Genomic DNA, 18,125 nt, shown 5'->3' with positions numbered 1-18,125 from the left:
CCGATACTCCGCTAATCCGCAACCCAAAATGCGCCAAATGATCTGACGACGGACAGTCTCCCATGCCTGGCCTGCGCCTAGCGGTCGCAGCGGCCCTATGCTGGCTGGTGGCCGGCGCCCTGGGGTCAGGATTGAGCGGACTGGTGGCGCCGGGCCTGCCCCAGCTCGCCGTGCTGGTCGGCCTTGGCCTCATGGCGCTTGCCGGCACGCTGCTGGCCGCGTCGCAGCTGGACCGGCAGGCGGGTCGCGACAGGCTGGCGCTGGCTACCGCCGCGGGGCTGTCCGATCCCAAACCAACAGTGACGACTATCCTGGCGCAGCTGGAGCAGCGGCGTGCCTGGACGCAGCAGCTCGAGGGCATGCTGTCGGCCCTCGATCACCCGATGGTACTGGTCGACGAAAAAGAACGGATACTGGCCGCCAGCGCCGGCATGACGCGCCTGGCCACGGGAGCCGTTGCGGGCGCTGCGGTCGATGCCGTGCTCGGGCTTGGCGCTGGGGGCGCGTCGGCGGACATGTCCGGGGGGCGCCTGGTACTGGTGGGCGGGGCACGGTTCACCCTGCGGCGCCAGGCCGTGGCGGGCACATGCCTGCTGCTCGAACTGGTGCCGGCGGGGAGCTATCTGCAGGATGACGAACTCGATGCCTTTGCCGGTGCCCTGGCGGGCGGGCAGACCGGCTTTCGGTTTGACACGAGAGCGGCCCTGGCCAATCCGGCCCTGGCCGCGCTCAACCGGGGCCTGGCGCGGCTGGATGGCAGCCTGCTGCAGCTTGCCGAGGTGGCGGTCGGCGAGGGCGACCTGCCCGATGCGCTCGAGGGCCCGCTGGGCGCGGTGGCGCGCCGGTTCGATGATGTTGTGCGGGCGCTGGGCGAAGAGCTGGACGAGACGCGCGACAGCCGCGATCGGCTGCAGGCGCGGCTGGGCCAGATCGGCCCGCTGGTGGCCCATTTCGAGGCGCGGCTGGCGCGGCTGAGCGCGCTGGCGGCCAGCAATCTGGGCGATGCCGAGGCGGCCAGGCGGGCGCTGGGCGAGGGGGGCGGCCAGCTGGGCGCAACGCGGACGATCGGCCATAATGCGCAGAACCTGGCGGGGGCGGCCGAACAGGCAGTGCAGCGCACGCAGGTCATGGTGGGCGAGTTCGACAGCATGACCGGCGAGATCGACAAGCTGGTGCAGGCCATCGAGGCGGTGTCGTTCCGGACCAATCTGCTGGCGCTCAATGCGGCCGTCGAGGCGGCGCGGGCCGGCGAAAAAGGCGCCGGCTTTGCGGTGGTTGCCGACGAGGTGCGGCAGCTGGCGCAACTGATCAACAGATCTGCCAAGGAAATCCGCGCAGTCGTCAGTCGCGGCCGGGCGCAAACCGAGAATGAAATCAATGCAGTCAAGGGTTTGGCAAAAATCATCGCCGATCTGGCGGCACATTTACGCAATCTAAGTAATGAGACTGACAATATCAGCGCGACCCTGAGCCAGGGTGAGGCGGCGCTGAGCCGGCTGACCGGGCGGCTGGGCATATCGGATGAGCCCGCCACGGTCGCCCATCGGCCGCCGCGACGGGCTAACGCTTAAACGACTGCCTTGCTGGTGGTCGGGGCAATTGGGGTAGCTGGCATGGAACAGGGGGAAATCTCCCTTAGCGAACGTGAATTTGCGCGGATCAAAGGTCGCGTTTATCAGGTCGCAGGAATCTCGCTGAGTGATGCCAAACGGACGCTGGTGGTGTCGCGCCTGTCCAAGATCGTGCGCTCGCTCGGCCTGCCCAGCTTTGATGCCTATGTCGACTTTCTCGAGCGCGGCGGTACCGGCCAGGACGGCCAGGAATTCGTCAACGCGCTGACCACCAACCTGACCCGGTTCTATCGCGAGGACCATCACTTCGATCACCTGCGCAAATATGTCGAGAGCCTGCTGGCGAGCAAGCCGCGCGGCAGCCGGCTGCGCATCTGGTCGGCGGGCTGCTCGACGGGCCAGGAACCCTACACGATCGGCATGGACCTGCTGGGCGCGTTTCCCGAGCTCAAGCGCTGGGACTTCAAGATCCTGGCTACCGATATCGATACGGCGGTCATCGAAAAGGCGGCCCGCGGCGTCTATCCGGAAAATGAGCTGAGCGGGCTGTCGCGCGAACGCGCCGCGCCGTTCACCCAGCCCGGCGACGGCACCATCAGGGTGCCCGAGGTGGTGCGCAGCCTGGTGTCGTTCAAGCCGCTCAACCTGATCGGCGCCTGGCCGATGAAGGGACCGTTCGATGCCGTGTTCTGCCGCAATGTGGCGATCTATTTCGACAAGCAGACGCAGGGCGAAGTGTTTGGCCGCTTCACCAAGCTGATCGCGCCGGAAGGCTTTCTCTATATCGGCCACTCGGAGAATGTCGGCTCGGGCGGCGAGGGGCTGCGCCTGGTCGGCAAGACGATCTACCAGGCCAAGGCCAAGCAGAACAAGCAGGAGGCGGCATGAGTATCAAGGTCCTGGTGGTCGACGATTCGGCGCTGATCCGTGAAGTCCTGACCCGCACGCTGACGCGCGACGGCGATATCGAGGTGGTGGGCACTGCCACCGATCCGATCGACGCGCGCGAGAAGATCAAGCAGCTCAACCCCGATGTGGTGACGCTCGATATCGAAATGCCCAATATGAACGGGCTGCAGTTTCTCGAAAAGCTGATGCGGCTGCGGCCGACGCCGGTCATCATGGTGTCGACGCTGACCAAGAAGGGCGCCAGCGAAACCTTGCTGGCGCTCGAATTGGGCGCCGTCGATTTCGTGGCCAAGCCGAGCGCCGAATTTGCCGGCGGCATCGAGGCTTTTGGCGCGGGCTTGCGCGACAAGATCCGCGCTGCGGCCAAGTCCGATGTGCGCGGCCGTTCGGCTACACGGGCCGACGCCCCGCGGGTCGCGCTCAAGACGGCCGCCGCCCCCCAAGGCGCGCTGATTGCCATTGGTGCCTCGACCGGTGGCGTGGAAGCCATTCGCGCGGTACTGGCGCAGATGCCGGGCGACTGCCCGCCCATCGTGATTGCCCAGCACATGCCGCCCGGCTTCACCAACCGCTTTGCGGCGCGCCTGGACGAAGTGTGTGCGCTCAAGGTGGTGGAAGCCGAAGACCGCATGCTGCTGCTGCCCGGCCATGCCTATGTGGCCAAGGGCGATTATCACCTGCGGGTCGAAAAATCCTCGGGACAACTCAAGTGCCGGCTGACCCAGGACGAATTGACCTCGGGCCATCGCCCCAGCGTGGACATCCTGTTTGAATCGGTGGCCAAGACGGTCGGCCACCTGGCGGTGGGCGCGATCCTGACCGGCATGGGGCGCGACGGCGCGCGCGGACTCAAGATGATGCGCGATGCCGGCGCCTATACGGTGGGACAGAGCAAATCCTCGGCCCTGGTCTATGGCATGCCGCGTGTTGCCTTCGAAGAAGGCGCCGTTGTCGAGCAGGCGCCGGTCGAAGAGATCGCCAGCCGTCTCGCTAACGCACTGGTGCGCCTCAAGTCTGCAGCCTGATCGGCTGCTTGGCGCAATGTCGCGATGCGGATTGAGAGATTTGTAACGCTTCTTGCCTAGTGTTTGCACAAATACCGGGGCTGTCATGCCCCGGGCACCAGGAAGGTGAATTCCAACATGCCTAAAGCCAGCGCAGTCAGTGTTCTCATCGTCGATGATCAGCAGTCCATGCGCGGTATCTGCAAGTACATCCTCACCCAGCTGGGCTTCAAGGACATCATCGAGGCCAAGAGCGGTCGCGATGCCCTGGGCAAGCTGGAGAAATCCAATGTCGACCTGATCATTTCCGACTGGAACATGGAAGACATTGACGGGCTGACCTTGCTCAAGGTGATCCGCAAGCATCCGCGTACCCAGGCCATGCCATTCATCATGGCGACCGGCCGTTCCGACAAGGAGCAGGTCAAGGAAGCCATTTCCTTTGGCGTGAACAATTACATCATCAAGCCGTTCGACGCCTCCACCATGAAAAAGCGCATCGAGGCGGTGATCGGCGCGCTGAGCTGATCGCCTGCCGGCCTTGAATCGACGGCCTGCCATTTTACGCCTCCCGACCCCGGTCGGGGGGCGTCTTGCTTTGGGGTGCGCCTGCGCACCAGGCACCGTGTCGACGAATCGGCGCGGACCCCGCCGGGCGTAACAAGCGGTTAATCCCCGCAGATGTATCGTTTGCATGATTTGGTCACGTTGCGCGTGACGATCGACGCCGGAGCCGCACAGGACTCCCCCGCAACAGGCGCGATCATCGTCGAGGAGTTTGAAACATGAGATTTTTTCCGCGCCTGAAGATTGCCCAGAAATTGCCGCTGGCGCTGGTCGGCTCCGCCCTGCTGGTGGGCGCGGGCGTTGGCCTGGCCAGTTACTGGATCGGGCTGGGGACGGTGCAGCAGCAGCGCGAGCAATCCATGCAGGCATCGCTGCAGACGGCCGTGGCGCTGGTCAGCGACTATTACGCGAGTGCCGAGGTTGATCTGCGCCTGTTCGTGCAGCGCTCCGATACCGTTACGGCAATGAAGAACCTGACGCGCTCGCTCGACGAGTTGCGCATGGGCCTCAAGGAACGGGCGGCCCTGCAGCTGCAGACTGCCTATGTCACCGAAAGTCCCAATCCGGAAGACCGGGCCGCGGTCGACAGCAATATCAAGGGCGCCACCTATGATGCGCCGCACAAGCGCTTCCATCCCGGCTTCCGCACGCTGATGCAGGAACGCGCCTATGCCGACGTACTGTTGATCAGCATGGCAGGCGACGTGGTCTATTCGGTCGCCAAGAATACCGATTTTGCCACCAATGTGGTCGCCGATACCGCTATGGCCAGTTCGGGGCTCGGCCAGATCTTTACCGCCGCCAAGGACCTCCCGGAGGGCCAGGCCGCCTTTATCGACTATTCCAATTATGCCCCGACGGGCGCCGCCGCGAGCTTCATGGCCATGCCGGTGTTCGAAAAGGCAGAAGTCACCGGCGTCATGGTGCTGGCGATCCCCACCGACGTGATCAGCGCCCGTGTCGCGGCGCTGTCGGGTCTCGGGTTGAGCGGCGAAGTGGTGCTGGTGGGTGGCGATGGCCTGCTGCGCACCGAGTCGCCGCGGACCGATACACCGGACGTGCTGCAGGCGAGCCTCACCTCCGATGTGGTCGCGCGGGCCCTGGCCGGCGAATCTGCCGAGGGCACCAGCACCGACTATCGCGCCGCACCCATGGTGGTGCGGGCGCAGGCGGTGAGCGTGGGTGACGTCTCCTGGGCCGTGGTGGCGGTGCAGCCGGAAGAAGAAGTCTATGCCGCCGTCACCCATATGGGCACGATGATCGTGCTGGTCGGCGGCGGGCTGCTGGCCGTGGCGGCGCTGGCGGGCTATTTCTTCGCGCGCTCGGTCAGCCGGCCGCTGAGCCGGTTGACGCAGACCATGGAAGCCCTGGCCGAGGGTGATCTCGACGTGACTGTTGCCGGCACGGCGCGCCAGGACGAAATCGGTGCCATGGCCGGCGCCGTGGAAGTGTTCCGCGAAAACGGGCTCAAGATGGCGCAGATGACCGAGGCGGAAGCCGCCCAGATCATCCGCAGCCAGGCCGAACGCGCCGCCATGATGGCGGATCTGCAGCGCGCCTTTGGCGCGGTGGTGGATGCGGCGATTGCCGGCGATTTCAGCCGGCAGGTGGAGGCCGAATTCCCCGATGACGAACTCAATACGCTGGCGCGCTCGGTCAACAACCTGGTGAGCACGTTCAACCGCGGCGTCACCGATATCGGCGTGGTGCTGGCGGCGCTGGCCGATACCGACCTGACGCAGCGCATGGAAGGCGAATACGAAGGGGCCTTTGCCAGGCTCAAGACCGATACCAATGCGGTGGCCGACAAGCTGGGCGACGTGGTCGGCCAGCTCAAGGACACCTCGCGCACGCTCAAGACCGCGACCGGGGAAATCCTCAGCGGCGCCAATGACCTGTCCGAACGCACCACCAAGCAGGCGGCGACGATCGAGGAGACCTCGGCCACCATGGAGCAGCTGGCAGCGACAGTGCTGCAGAATGCGCAGCGCGCCAATGATGCAGCGGCCGTGGCCGCCAATGTGACGCTGACGGCCGAAGAGGGCGGGCAGGTGATGGGTCAGGCCACCGATGCCATGGAGCGCATTACCCAGAGTTCGGCCAAGATTTCCAACATTATCGGGCTGATCGACGACATCGCCTTCCAGACGAACCTGCTGGCCCTCAATGCCTCGGTGGAAGCCGCGCGCGCCGGTGACGCCGGCAAGGGCTTTGCCGTGGTGGCGGTGGAGGTGCGGCGGCTGGCGCAATCGGCGGCCAGCGCCTCGGCCGAGGTCAAGGTGCTGATCGAACAGAGCGCCACCGAGGTCAAGGGCGGTTCGCGCCTGGTGGCCGATGCGGCCGCCAAGCTCGCCTCGATGCTGGGGGAGGCGCGTACGTCCAATGCGCTGATGAGCGGCATCGCCAAGGAAAGCCGCGAGCAGGCGTCCTCGATCGACGAGGTCAATACCGCCGTGCGGACCATGGACGAGATGACCCAGCACAATGCGGCGCTGGTCGAGGAGATCAATGCGGCCATCGAGCAGACCGAGGCGCAGGCCAGCGAGCTCGACCGCATCGTGGATATCTTTGCCATCGATGAAACCGCGACCCGGACGCGTCAGGCCGCTCCCAGCCAGTCGGCGCCGGCAGCGGCCAGGGGTTTTGGCGAGGGGGCGCGGGGCCTGCAGAACAAGCTCAAATCGGTGGCCAAATCCTATCTGGCCCATGGCAATGCAGCGGTCGAGCGGGACTGGAACGAGTTCTAGCCTTGCCCGGCGCTGGGCGACTACGCAGCGGGGCCCTTGGGGCTATTCAAACGTTGCAAGGCAACCAGACGTTAAGAACCGTCATGATATCTACCATACAAGGCGGCGCATATTTCGTGTCGAGGGGAGCAAGTGATTCATGAGAGCCATTGCGGGATTCTGGGGCAATATCAAGCTGACAACGGCGATCGCCGGGCTGGTATTGATGAGCATCGTGGTCACCATCGTGGCCTTTTCGGTCAGCGGTTACGTCAACCTGCGCACCCAATCGGTGGAGCAGAGCATCACCCAGCAGGTGTCAAACCTGCAGGTGGCGGGCACGATCCTGGAAAAACGGCTGTCCGGCTCGGCGGTCACCTGGGCCGAGGACGGCTCGGTCGCGGCGTTCCAGACCTATAGTATCCCGTTCTTTCACGACACCGGCGCGGTGGACGCGGTGACGCATATCACCAAGGGCTCGGCCGTGGTGTTCGGCCTCGACAAGGACAGCCAGCAGTTTGTGGCCAAGTCGACCAGCTTTGTCGGCGCCGATGGCGCGCGCATCATCGATTTCGTGCTCGACCCGGCCTCGCCCGAGCATGCCGCGCTGGCGGCCAACCAGCCCTATTTCGGCACGGTGACAATGAACGGGACGCAGCTATTTGGCGCGTTTCAGCCGATCAGTACCCTCAAGAACGACCTTATCGGCGCCTATTTCGTGGGTGGCGATGTGGCGGCGGCGGAAGCCAGCGCCAATGACGCGGTGCCGGGCATGGTGGTGATGGGGCTGGCGCTGATCAGTGTGCTCGGCGCCATCAGCCTGGTGATCACGCGCCTGCTGATGCGACCGATACCGCGCATTGCCACGGCCATGGAAGCCATTGCCGCCGGCGATTTCGCCACCGAAGTGCCCTATCTTGACCGTGGCAATGAGCTGGGCGCCATGGCGCGCGCCGTGGAAGTGTTCCGCGCCAGCGGTCTTCGCATCAGCGAGATGACCGAGGCCGAGGCCGCGCGGATCATTGCCGACCAGCAGGCGCGCCAGGAGATGATGACGCAATTGCAGTCGGCCTTCGGCGCGGTGGTCGATGCCGCGGTGGCCGGCGATTTCAGCCAGCAGGTGGCGGTGGAGTTCCCCGATCCGGAACTGAACGGGCTGGCGGCCAGCATCAATTCGCTGGTGGCCACGTTCAATCGCGGTGTTACGGGCATCGGCGAGGTGCTCGGCGCCCTGGCCAATACCGACCTGACGCAGCGGATGGAAGGTGACTATGACGGCGCCTTTGCCAAGCTCAAGAGCGACGTCAATGCAGTGGCCGACAAGCTGTCCGAAGTGGTCGGGCAGTTGCGCGAGACGTCGGGGACGCTGAAGACGGCGACCGGCGAGATCCTCAGCGGCGCCAATGACCTATCCGAACGGACGACGCGACAGGCGGCCACAATCGAGGAAACCTCGGCGGCCATGGAGCAGCTGGCGCGGACGGTGATGAAGAATGCCGAACTGGCCGGCGAGGCCAGCACCGTTGCCGGCACGGTCACCCAGGCCGCTGAGGACGGCGGCCAGGTGATGCATCGGGCCACCGAGGCGATGGAGCGCATCACCCAGAGTTCGGCCAAGATCTCCAACATTATCGGGCTGATCGACGACATTGCCTTCCAGACCAACCTTTTGGCGCTGAACGCCTCGGTGGAAGCGGCGCGCGCCGGTGACGCCGGCAAGGGTTTTGCCGTGGTGGCGGTGGAAGTGCGGCGCCTGGCGCAGTCGGCGGCCAGTGCCTCGGCCGAGGTCAAGGTGCTGATCGATCAGAGTGCGACGGAAGTGGCGGGCGGCTCGAAACTGGTGGTGGATGCTGCCGGCAAGCTGGAAGCGGTGCTGGGGGCCTCCCGGTCATCGAGCGCGCTGATGATCGACATCGCCCGGGAAAGCCGGCAGCAGGCCGGGTCGATCGACGAAGTCTCGACCGCGGTGCGCACCATGGACGAAATGACCCAGCACAATGCGGCGCTGGTTGAAGAGATCAATGCCGCGATCGAGCAGACCGAAGCCCAGGCGACGGCGCTGGACGGCATCGTTGACATCTTTGCCGTGGGTCATGCCCGCTCCGGCAGCAAGGCCGTGCCGGCCCGCGAGGCACCGATACCGGCGCGTCGTGTCCCGTCAGCCCGCGCCTATCTCAGCCAGGGCAATGCCGCCATCGACCGCGACTGGAACGAATTCTAGCCGTCGCGACAGCTTGAACGAAGCGCCGACCTGCCCGCAATCCCGGATCGCTGAAAAGCGATGCGGGATTGCCTTGGTGTGCGGTGTCGAAAAATTTCCTTTGCCACGAGGAATTTAGATTCTGCCGGACCAGGCGCGGCCGCGAAATACTGCTGTTAAACACTCAGTTAAGCAGCCGCTGCTACCCTTAATCGTAATTTAAGTGCTGCAACTGACAGCAATGCATTCTGATTTTGGGGCAGAAACATGATCAAACGGCTCGGTCAATTCATTGGCAACATCAAGTTAACCACGATGATAGCGGCACTGGTGATCTCGGCGATCATCGTTTCTGTCAGCGTGATTTCAGCCGCGATCTTCATCAACCTGAGTGCTGCCACCACCGGGAATGCCATGCGGCAGCAGGTTGCCAACCTGAAGACTGCCGCCACCATCGTTGAAGGCAGCCTGCCCGGCGCCGAGGTGGAATGGAACGAGACCGGCGACATCACCGCGATCCGTACCTGGGCGATGCCGCGCCAGTTCCTCGACAATGGGCTGGTCGATTCCATCGCCCGGGTTACCGGCGAGGCCGCCACCATCTTTGGCTGGGATCCGGTCGAACAGGATTTCATGCGGATCACGACCACCATCGAGGGGGCCGACGGCGCCCGTATCCTGGGCACGCCGCTGGGCAAGACCGGCGCCGTCTATGCGGCGATCATGGAGGGCAAGACCTATTTCGGCGAGGCGACGATTGTCGGCCGGTCCTATTACACCGCCTACCAGCCCATTGTCGACCAGACGGGCACGCCGGTGGGCATCGTGTTTGTCGGTATCGACAAGGCAGACATCCAGGGGGTGATCTACCAAACGCTGACGCTGCTGCTGATGGTGGGCGCGGCCGCGCTGGTGGTGCTGGGCGGGCTGGGCTACTGGCTGTCGCGCCTGATGATGGCGCCAGTGCCGCGCCTGGCTGAAACCATGCGCCGGGTGGCCGATGGCGACTACAGCGCCGAGGTACCCTATATTGGCCGCGGCAATGAAGCCGGCGAAATGGCGCGTGCCGTCGAGGTGTTCCGCCAGAACGGCCTCAAGATGGCCGACATGACCGAAGAGGAGCGCGCGGCAGCGCTGCGCCGCAGTGCCGAGCGTACCGACATGATGGTGACGCTGCAGGCGGCGTTCGGCGAGGTGGTGGACGCCGCCATTGCCGGGGACTTCTCCAAGCGCGTGCATGCCCAGTTTCCCGATCCCGAGCTCAACGCGCTGGCGAGCAGCGTCAACAATCTGGTGGAGACGGTGGATCGCGGCATTGGCGAAACCGGCGCCGTGCTGGGCGCCCTGGCCAATACCGATCTGACACAGCGCATGCGCGGCGACTATCAGGGCGCCTTTGCCCAGTTGCAGAGCGACACCAATGCGGTGAGCGAAAAGCTGACCGAAGTGGTGGGCAATGCCAAGAAGATTTCCGGGTCGCTCAAGCAGGCGACCGGCGAGATCCTGTCGGGCATGAACGATCTGTCCGAGCGGACCACCAAGCAGGCCGCCACCATCGAGGAGACTTCGGCGGCGATGGAACAGCTGGCCAGCACCGTGGCCGAAAATGCGCGCATGGCCGAGGATGCCAATGGCAAGGCGCAGTCGGTCTCGGGCAGTGCAGCCCAGAGCGGCGTCACCATGAGCGAGGCCAATGAAGCCATGGCGCGCATTACCTCAAGTTCGGCCAAGATTTCCAATATCATCGGCATGATCGATGACATCGCCTTCCAGACCAACCTGCTGGCGCTCAATGCCTCGGTGGAAGCGGCGCGGGCCGGCGATGCCGGCAAGGGCTTTGCCGTGGTCGCGGTGGAAGTGCGACGCCTTGCCCAGTCGGCGGCCAGTGCCTCGGCTGACGTCAAGGCGCTGATCGAGCAGAGTGCCAGCGAGGTTTCGGGCGGCTCCAAGCTGGTGTCCAATGCGGCCGACCAGCTGGCAGCCATGCTGGCGGCGGTCAATGAAAATGCGGTGCTGATGCAGGCAATCGCCAAGGCCAGCCGCGACCAGGCCTCGGCGATCGACGAGGTTTCGGTGGCCGTGCGCACCATGGACGAGATGACCCAGCACAATGCGGCGCTGGTGGAACAGACCAATGCGGCGATCGAGCAGACCGAGGCCCAGGCCAGCGAGCTCGATCGGGTGGTTGAAGTCTTCACCCTCGCCGAGGGGGCAGTAGTGGCGTCGCCACGCCGCGTGCGGGTTGCGCCGGCCGTTTCGCAAGGGTCGGCAGACAAGGGGTCGTCGGCGGCCCGAGCCTATCTCAGCCGTGGCAATGCCGCGCTAGCGCCGGACTGGTCGGAATTCTAGTCGCCAACAACGATCGACAAGCAAAGGGCGCCTGCGGGCGCCCTTATTTTTTGTCGGGCCAGTAGTGGATTTACCGAACATTAAGGCAGACGCCACAATTGTTCTGATGACGGTATGAGGGACTGGATGCGAGGCCTGACGATCGCCACCAAGATTTGTCCGCCCCCCCTTGTCGACACTCCGTCAACATCCCTCCCGGAGCCTTTTCGTGATCAACCTTTTCACCGGCAGTATTGCGCGGCGTCTGTACGCGCTGATCTTTATTTTCGCCATCGGTTTTGCCAGCGTACTGGCCTATCAGCTCTATACGCTGCGCGAGAACCTCGACAACTTCAAGCGCACCGAGCTGCAAAGCGTGGTGCAGGGCGCGACCAGCATCGCCCAGAACTACTATGACCGCTTCCAGGCCGGCGAGTTCACAGAAGAACAGGCCAAGACGCTGGCGCTCGAGTCGCTGCGCGGCTTCCGCTACCAGGGCAAGGAATACGTCTTCATCGATACCTATGACATGGTCATGCTGATGCATCCGACCAAGCCGGAAAAGCAGGGCAGCGACCGGTCGATCGAAGCGGATGGCCGCGGCAAGCTCTACATCAAGGAAATGGTCACCAATGCCAAGGCGAATGGCTCCACCTTCGTCACCTATCTGTTCAAGTCGCCCGAGGGCGGCGAGTTCGACAAGATCAGCTATGCCCAGGCCTTCGAGCCCTGGGGCTGGACGATTGCCTCTGGCGTATTGACCACCCAGGTGGATGCGATCTTCCTGCAGGCGGCCCAGATCAGCGGCGCCATAGCCTTTGGCGTCACGCTGCTGCTGCTCATCATCGGCGTGGTGATCGCGCGCTCGATCTCCAAGCCCATTGCCAAGCTCAACAGCGACATCGTGCGCATCGCTGCCAGTGATTTCGGCGTGGTGCCGCACGGCATGGATCGCCGCGACGAGATCGGCGACATGGCGCGCTCGGTGGAGGTGTTCCGCGAGCAGGGCCTCAAGGTCAGCCAGATGACCGAGGCCGAGGCGGCGCGCATCATTGCCGACGAGCAGCAGCGTCGCCTGATGATGACCCAGCTGCAGGGTGCCTTCGGCGAAGTGGTGGATTCGGCGATTGCCGGCGACTTCTCCAAGCGCGTCAGCGCGGAATTTCCCGATCACGAGCTCAACAGCCTGGCCGGCAGCGTCAACAGCCTGGTCAAGACCGTCGAAGATGGCCTCAGTGAAACCGGGCGCGTGCTCAAGGCGCTGGCCAATACCGACCTGACCGAGCGGATGGAAGGCAATTACCAGGGCGCCTTTGCCCAGCTGCAGGCCGATACCAATGCGGTGGCCGACCGGCTGACCGACGTGGTCAACCGGCTCAAGAATACCTCCCAGTCGCTGCGCACGGCCACCAGCGAGATCCTGGCCGGGGCCAATGACCTCAGCGAACGGACCACCAAGCAGGCAGCCACGATCGAGGAGACCTCGGCGACCATGGAACAGCTGGCGGCCACCGTGCTGGCCAATGCCAACAAGTCGGGTGAGGCCAGCGCCAAATCGCAGTCGGTGTCCCTGACGGCCGAAGAGGGCGGCGTGGTGATGGGCCAGGCCACCGGGGCCATGGAAAAGATCACCAGTTCGAGCGCCAAGATCTCCAACATTATCGGGCTGATCGACGACATCGCCTTCCAGACAAACCTGCTCGCTCTCAACGCCTCGGTGGAAGCGGCCCGGGCCGGCGATGCCGGCAAGGGCTTTGCCGTGGTGGCAGTCGAGGTTCGCCGCCTCGCCCAGTCAGCTGCATCGGCCTCGGCCGACGTCAAGGTGCTGATTGAGCAGAGCGCGAGCGAAGTGGCGGGCGGCACCAAGCTGGTGGCGGAAGCGGCCGGCAAGCTGGAGGCGATCCTGACCGGCGTGCGCGAGACCAGCGCGGTGATGGAGGGCATTGCCCGCGACAGCCGCGAGCAGGCCTCGGCCATCGAGGAGGTCAATGTCGGCGTGCGGCAGATGGACGAGATGACCCAGCACAATGCGGCGCTGGTCGAGGAGATCAATGCCGCCATCGAGCAGACGGAAAGCCAGGCCGGCGAACTCGACGAGATCGTCGCGGTGTTCGCTACGGCCGGCGGATCGAGCAGTGCGGTGATGGCGCGCGCGGCCGTGGCCGGCCGGCCGGCGGCAAAGCCCGCGGCCAAGCCGGCTGCCCCGGTGGTGCGCAAGGCCGCGGCGCAGTATCTCAGCCAGGGCAATGCTGCGGTGTCGACCGACTGGAACGAATTCTAGCCCATCGGGCAGACCTCAATCGGATGGGGGCGGCCAGGGATATCCCCGGCCGCCATTTTCATGGCCGGGTGTGCGCCCGTCCCGGGGCGTTATGGTTAATGAAAAAGCAAGGCGCCCGGGTGCACAGTGATGAAAACCGGATGCATCCGTGCCCGACAAGACGCTGGCAATGGTGACGATCTGCAAGTCTGGCGATGGCATGGATTGGCGCAAACGCACACGACCGAGCTGCCCGGCCCTCATTGTGGCAGAGAGAGACCGTCGATGACTCAACTCAAGATTGCCTTCAAACTGCCCGCCACGGTGGTTGCCATTGCGCTGCTTGCCGGGGCAAGCGTGGGTCTGGCGGCCTATCTGATCAGCAGTGCCACGGTAACGCAGCAGGCCGAGCAGCGCCTCGATGCGGCGGCGGACAATGCCAGCACGGTGCTGTCGGCCTATCTGGCCGAGGTCGCCGCCGACCTGACGCTGTTTGCCGGGCGCGCCGACACGATCAGCGCGCTCGACCAGCTGACGGGCGCGGTGCGCGGGCTGCAGGCAGGCGGCGAACCTGTCGAGCTGATGCAGAATGCCTATATCACGAACAATCCGCATCCGGCCGGTGAGAAACTGCTGCTCGATGCGTCCAGCCTGCTGCCCGACTACGATCGTGTGCATGCGGCAGTGCATCCCGACCTGCGCAAACTGCTGCTCAATCGCGGCTATTACGACATTTTCCTGTTCGATGCCGAGCTGACCAATGTCTATACCGTCTACAAGGAGGCCGATTTCGCCACCAGTTTCAAGGTGGGCGGCGGTCCCTGGTCCGACAGCGATCTGGGCGCGGTCGCGCGTGCCGCGCTGGCCAGCCCGGACGGCATGATCGTCCTGTCCGATTTCATGCCCTATGCGCCCAGTGCCGGTGCGCCGGCCAGTTTCATGGCCACGCCGATCTATCGTGACGGCGCCATTGACGGGGTCATGGCCGTCCAGCTGCCAACCCAGCGGATCGACGAGGTGCTGGCGCGGGTCAAGGGATTGGGCGCCAGCGGCGAGGTCTTCCTGATCGGCGCCGGTGGCATGGTGCACAATGATTCCCCGCTGACCCAGGATGAGGATGCCGGCAATCTGGTGCTGCAGGGGGAGGTGATCACCAATGCCCTGGGGGGCGCCAAGGGGCAGGGCAGCATCGAGCATCATGAGGGTGCGCTCTATCGCGCCACCGCCGAGCCGATCGACTTTGCCGGGGTGGACTGGGCCGTGGTGGCCATGGAAAGCCAGGCGGCCATCGAGGCGCCGGCGGCCGGGCTGCGCAACACGATCCTGGCCATCGGCGCGCTGATGCTGGCGATCGCGGCGGCGGTCAGCATCGTCTTTGCCCGCACGGTGACGCGCCCGGTTTCCCGCCTGACCGATGCCATGACCGACATCGCCCAGGACAATTTCGACCTGGCAGTGCCCGGGCTCGAGCGCGCCGACGAACTGGGCTACATGGCCGAGGCAGTGGAAGTGTTCCGCAACAATGGCATCAAGATGCGCGACCTGCGGAGCGCGGAGCTGGACATGAGCCAGGAGCGGGCCGGACAGGTCCAGGTGATCCAGGCGTTGCAGCGCGATATCGGCGTGGTCGTGGCCGCCGCACTGGAGGGGGATTTTTCCCACCGGCTGGCGGCCAACCAGCCCGATGCCGATCTGCGGCAGCTGGCCGAGAACGTCAATGCGCTGGTGGCATCGGTCGACGATGGCCTCAAGGCCACCGGCACGGTGCTGGCCGCGCTGGCCCGGGCGGATCTGGGCGAGCGCATGACGGGCAGTTTCCGGGGCGCCTTCGACCAGCTCAAGACCGATACCAATGCGGTGGCCGAGCGGCTGAACGACATTATCGGGCAGTTGCGCGACACCTCGGGCGCGCTCAAGACCGCCACGGGCGAAATCCTCTCCGGCGCCAATGACCTGAGCGAACGCACCACGCGGCAGGCGGCGACCATCGAGAAGACCTCAGCAACCATCGAGCAGTTGAGCCGGCGGGTGATGGAGAATGCCGACGAGGCGGATGCTGCCAGCCAGCAGGCCCATGCCGTCTCGGGCGAGGCGGAAACCAGCGGCGCGGTGATGGGTCAGGCCACCGAGGCGATGAACCGGATTACCAGTTCCTCTGCCAAGATCTCCAACATTATCGGCATGATCGACGACATCGCCTTCCAGACCAACCTGCTGGCCCTCAATGCCTCGGTTGAAGCGGCGCGGGCCGGCGATGCCGGCAAGGGCTTTGCCGTGGTGGCGGTGGAAGTGCGGCGGCTGGCGCAGTCGGCGGCCTCGGCTTCGGCGGACGTCAAGGCACTGATCGAGCAGAGCGCCGTTGAGGTTGCTGGCGGCTCGCGGCTGGTTGGCGATGCGGCCGAAGGCCTGGTGAGCGTGCAGCGGGCCATCAAGGCCAATGCCGGCATGCTCGAAGGGATTGCCCGGGCAAGCCGCGCGCAGGCGCAGGCCATCGACGCCGTGACAGTGGCGGTGCGGCAGATGGACGAGATGACCCAGCACAATGCGGCGCTGGTGGAACAGACCAATGCGGCGATCGAACAGACCGAGGCCCAGGCCAGCGAACTCGACCGCGTGATCAGCGTCTTTACCCTGAGTGATGGCCGGCGCGGGCCGCAGCGGCTCAAGCGGGCCGGATGAGGCGCGCGGCGCGGCCGCTATCGCTTCCAGGCCCAAAAGAGGCACCTTCGGGTGCCTTTTCCTTGCCTGCTGCTGGTCGAGCGGCCCACCCCGGCACATAGGCAATAATAAATTCCGCGGGGAAATATTTAATGATGTGTTAAGTACGAAAAGGTACCCTTGAACAGCATTGATCAAGATCAATTCAGGGTGATTACCCCCGGCCTAGTCAGTGCCGATAATTCACGGGGTCAGCATGCCAAATAAAATTGAACTGCAGGATAGACTTGACTTCATCGGCCTGGACGACGCGGCCCGCAATCGGCTGTCGGGTGTGCAAGGCGCGGTCGACAAGCATCTGTCCAATGCGCTGGACAAGTTCTACGCCAAGATCCGCACTGTCCCCGCGGTAACGAAATTCTTTGACGGCAGGCCGCAGATGGATCGGGCGCAGTCCAAGCAGATCGGTCACTGGAAGGCCATTGCCGCCGGGCAGTTCGACGACGCCTATTTTGAAGCCAGCAGCAAGGTGGGCCTGCGCCATGCCCAGATCGGTCTCGAGCCGCGCTGGCATATCGGGGGCTATGGCGTGATCGTGGAGACCCTGGTGCAGGGTCTGGTGCATGACATGATGGAAGCGGCGCTGCAGCCGGGACGGGGCCATTTCGGCAAGAAGGTCCCGGCCTCACCGGAATCGGTGCTGGCCGCGGCCGACAAGATGGGCACAGTGCTGACCGACGTGCTCAAATCCATGCTGCTCGATATCGATATCGGGGTATCGGCCTATTTCGAAAAGCTGACAGTGGAAGCCAAGGCGGCCGATGATGCGTCCAAGGCCAAGGTCAGCCGCGCGGTCGAGCTGACGGGCCTGGTGCTGCAGGATCTGGCACAGGGCGACCTGACCAGCCGCATTACCGAGACCTTCGACGCCGATTTCGACCAGATCAAGAACGATACCAATGCTGTGGCCGATCGGCTGACCACCATTGTGGGTCAGCTGCGGCAGACCTCGCGCTCGCTGCGGACGGCAACGGGGGAAATCCTGGCTGGCGCCAATGATCTGGCCGACCGGACGACGCGACAGGCGGCAACCATTGAGGAAACGACGGCTGCCGTCGAGCAGCTGAGCGCCACGGTGATCGAGAATGCCAAGATGGCGGGGGTAGCCAGCGACAAGGCGCAGTCGGTATCGCGCAATGCCACCACGGGCGGGACGGTGATGAACGAGGCCAACGAAGCGATGGGCGCCATCGAGGCGTCGTCCTCGAAAATTTCCAATATTATCGGCCTGATCGACGATATCGCCTTCCAGACCAATCTGCTGGCGCTCAATGCGTCGGTCGAAGCGGCCCGCGCTGGCGATGCCGGCAAGGGCTTTGCCGTGGTGGCCGTGGAAGTGCGCCGGCTGGCGCAATCGGCGGCCAATGCCTCCTCGGACGTCAAGCAGCTGATCGAGGCCAGTGCGGTGGAAGTGCGCAATGGCACGCAACTGGTGGGCAAGGCGGCCGAAACGCTGCTCGAAATCCTGGGCGGGGCACAGGAAAGCGCTTCGCTGATCGATGCCATTGCCCGGGCCAACCGGCAGCAATCGGATGCGCTGGGGGAAATTGCCGTCGCGGTGCGACAGATGGACGAGATGACCCAGCACAATGCCGCTTTGGTGGAAGAGACCAATGCAGCCATCGAGCAGACCGAGGGCCAGGCCGGCCAGCTCGACGATATCGTTGATATCTTCAAGCTGGCGGATGGGGGCATGCATGCCGCCAGCCGCGCACCCGTGCGGGCTGCCAGCAAGCCGGCCAGCCGATCCGGTGGCAAGCCGGCGGTCGCGCTCAAGCAGACCAGCAATCTGGCGCCATCCCCCGACTGGAACGAGTTCTAGCGCCGTCGACGCAATGCAGC

General features: G+C 64.6%; 9 protein-coding genes and 1 pseudogene. All 10 read left to right on the top strand.

What is annotated here, in order from left to right; all coding sequences use genetic code 11:
- Window positions 1-62: 62 nt before the first annotated feature.
- Window positions 63-1,460: pseudogene (locus AC4NN3_RS17090) on the top strand (methyl-accepting chemotaxis protein); the annotation flags it as partial.
- Window positions 1,461-1,613: 153 nt separating this feature from the next.
- Entirely contained in the window at window positions 1,614-2,459 is an 846-nt protein-coding gene (locus tag AC4NN3_RS17085) for a CheR family methyltransferase (protein ID WP_491928290.1), read from the top strand.
- Window positions 2,456-3,505, top strand: a complete 1,050-nt coding sequence (locus AC4NN3_RS17080; RefSeq protein WP_491928289.1) for a protein-glutamate methylesterase/protein-glutamine glutaminase — start codon at window positions 2,456-2,458, stop codon at window positions 3,503-3,505. The genes AC4NN3_RS17085 and AC4NN3_RS17080 overlap by 4 nt, the downstream gene beginning before the upstream one ends.
- A 117-nt stretch (window positions 3,506-3,622) precedes the next feature.
- A complete protein-coding gene (locus AC4NN3_RS17075; protein ID WP_056233086.1) occupies window positions 3,623-4,012 on the top strand; it encodes a response regulator in 390 nt (129 codons plus the stop codon).
- A 257-nt stretch (window positions 4,013-4,269) separates the two neighbouring features.
- Complete coding sequence (locus AC4NN3_RS17070) at window positions 4,270-6,798, top strand: methyl-accepting chemotaxis protein (RefSeq protein WP_491928288.1); 2,529 nt, start codon at window positions 4,270-4,272, stop codon at window positions 6,796-6,798.
- 139 nt (window positions 6,799-6,937) lie between these two features.
- Window positions 6,938-8,998 carry a methyl-accepting chemotaxis protein gene (locus tag AC4NN3_RS17065; RefSeq protein WP_491928287.1) on the top strand — a complete coding sequence of 687 codons (2,061 nt, stop codon included), beginning with the start codon at window positions 6,938-6,940 and terminating at the stop codon, window positions 8,996-8,998.
- Between the two features lie 294 nt (window positions 8,999-9,292).
- Window positions 9,293-11,326, top strand: a complete 2,034-nt coding sequence (locus AC4NN3_RS17060) for a methyl-accepting chemotaxis protein (RefSeq protein ID WP_491928286.1) — start codon at window positions 9,293-9,295, stop codon at window positions 11,324-11,326.
- Between the two features lie 208 nt (window positions 11,327-11,534).
- Window positions 11,535-13,586, top strand: coding sequence for a methyl-accepting chemotaxis protein (locus tag AC4NN3_RS17055; RefSeq protein WP_491928285.1), 2,052 nt, complete (start codon window positions 11,535-11,537; stop codon window positions 13,584-13,586).
- 264 nt (window positions 13,587-13,850) lie between these two features.
- On the top strand, window positions 13,851-16,244 hold the full coding sequence (locus tag AC4NN3_RS17050; RefSeq protein WP_491928284.1) for a methyl-accepting chemotaxis protein: 2,394 nt from the start codon (window positions 13,851-13,853) through the stop codon (window positions 16,242-16,244).
- 235 nt (window positions 16,245-16,479) lie between these two features.
- The gene (locus AC4NN3_RS17045; protein ID WP_491928283.1) at window positions 16,480-18,105 is read left to right on the top strand and encodes a methyl-accepting chemotaxis protein; all 1,626 of its coding nucleotides are present in this window, start codon (window positions 16,480-16,482) and stop codon (window positions 18,103-18,105) included.
- Window positions 18,106-18,125 lie beyond the last annotated feature (20 nt).

Source organism: Devosia sp. MDV22-iso42, from assembly GCF_058629155.1.
The sequence above is the reverse complement of the archived record's forward strand: the minus strand, read 5'-3'. Positions and strand labels throughout refer to the sequence as shown.